Genomic DNA, 1,829 nt, shown 5'->3' with positions numbered 1-1,829 from the left:
CGCTGAAGTGCGCGCCACCGAGAGCGTATCCTCGGGGCAGCGTCAGCACGCGCTCCTGCAGGGCTCGTAGAGCATGCGCGCAGCGTCGGGCGCACCCTCGTCCCCCTTCCTCGAGGTCAGGGCGAGCGACGCTCTCGACGAACAGCCCGTCGCCGGTCGCCAAGTAGGTGCCGTCGACGAGGTACGAGGTCATCCCGGTCGTGTGGCCGGGCGTGTAGACTGCCTCGATGATGGCGTCACCGACCTGGAAGGTGTCGCCGTCCGCGACCGTGGTCAGCTCGTCGGCGTACGTGACGCCGCGGTCGACGGCAGCCTCGGGGATGACGCCCTCGACGCCTTCCGCGTCGAGGTCGCGCACGCCCGAGATGTGGTCGGCGTGGACGTGGGTGTCCAACGCGTACTGCAGGTCGACGCCGAGATCGTCAGCGTCTGCGAGGTAGCGGTCGGCGAACGCCCGCAGCGGGTCGATGATGGCGGCTTCGCCGTCATCGTACAGCAGGTAGCCGAGACAGCCCGAGGAGGGGCGCTGGTACTGCAGCAGCGTGCCGGCGCCGTTGTAGCGCTCGACTTCGACGGCCTCGTAGATGCTTGCCCAGCCGTTCATTCCGTCTTCGAGGTGGTTCACATCGTAGCCGCGCTCGGCGAGCGTGCCGGCGACGTACTCGCTGGCGCCGCCCTTCGCACACAGGACGGTCACTTCACGGTCGCCAGGGATCTGCTCGAGGACGTCCTCGTCGATGTCATCCTCGAGGAACTCGAAGTACGGGACGTTGATCGACGTGACGTTTGCGCCGCCAATGCGCCACTCCTCGTAGTCTGATTGCATACGCGAGTCGAGGAGCGTGATGTCCTCGCCGGCGTCGAGGCGGTCCTTCAGCGTTTCCGGGTCGACGGTTTCCACGTCGACGTCCGGAGTCGGAAAGTCTTCGGCGTTCATGTTGTGCAGTCACTTCTACCGGATGGACGTACAAAAGTATTTGCATGGTAATTCCTTTTCTAAGCAATACTATGGCTCGATCACCCGCCACTGAGACGGAGAGATTACTGTATTAATAGCGTTTTAAGAACTCTGTATCCAGATATCCCACCACACAGTAGTTTGGAGTTTCCACAAGAACCGACAATTTTTTACTTGGGCAGGGGGTATTGTGCGATAGCTCCAATACAGACTAACGGAGCAGATAACCAATGAGTGCTGAATTCGATATCACGGAGACGCTCGACGTGAAAGGTGCATCGTGTCCCATGCCAGTAGTGAAGACGAAGTCCGCCATCGACGATCTCGCCGAAGGTGAGGTTCTCGAAGTGCTGGCGACCGATCCCGGGAGCATGAGCGACATCGACGGCTGGGCGTCCGGAACCGACGGGGTCGAGCTCGTCGACCAGGAAGAAGGCGACGAGGTGTACAGACACTACGTCCGGAAGACGGAGTAACGATGAGTACGGACACGCCCGACGCGTCGGCCGACGACGCGCCCTCGCGTGCGGAGCTGGCCGCGCGCGTCGACGAACTCGAGGATGCGCTCGCCGAGGCGACCAGCGAGGACGACGCCAAGAAGATGAGCATCATCGCGACGAAGGGGACCTTGGACATGGCGTACCCGCCGCTCATCCTCGCCAGCACGGCCGCCGCCTTCGGCTACGAGGTGACCGTCTTCCACACGTTCTGGGGCCTGGACATCCTCCACGAAGGAACGGTCGAAAAAACCTCAAGCTCAGCTCCGTCGGCAACCCCAATATGCCGGTCCCGAACGCGGTCGCCGCGCTCCCCGGGATGGACCGGGTCACGACGAAGATGATGGAAAAGAAAATCGCCGACAACGACACGG

At 62.4% G+C, this 1,829-nt stretch carries 1 protein-coding gene and 2 pseudogenes; 2 read left to right on the top strand and 1 reads right to left on the bottom strand.

Going from position 1 to position 1,829, the window contains the following annotated elements; translation table 11 throughout:
* Positions 1-937: pseudogene (locus tag GJ633_RS16375) on the bottom strand (MBL fold metallo-hydrolase); the annotation flags it as partial.
* 251 nt (positions 938-1,188) lie between these two features.
* On the opposite strand from GJ633_RS16375, the gene GJ633_RS16370 reads away from it, so the two are divergent.
* Positions 1,189-1,434, top strand: coding sequence for a sulfurtransferase TusA family protein (locus GJ633_RS16370; RefSeq protein WP_156589612.1), 246 nt, complete (start codon positions 1,189-1,191; stop codon positions 1,432-1,434).
* Between the two features lie 2 nt (positions 1,435-1,436).
* Positions 1,437-1,829, top strand: a pseudogene (locus GJ633_RS16365) (DsrE/DsrF/DrsH-like family protein); the annotation flags it as partial.

This window comes from Halorubrum sp. CBA1125 (assembly GCF_009742825.1).
Classification (GTDB): Archaea; Halobacteriota; Halobacteria; order Halobacteriales; family Haloferacaceae; genus Halorubrum.
The sequence above is the reverse complement of the archived record's forward strand: the minus strand, read 5'-3'. Positions and strand labels throughout refer to the sequence as shown.

Bases quoted from the DNA above. Each gene is read 5' to 3' on its own strand.
- GJ633_RS16370 (WP_156589612.1), top strand. From the start codon at position 1,189: ATGAGTGCTGAATTCGATATCACGGAGACGCTCGACGTGAAAGGTGCA.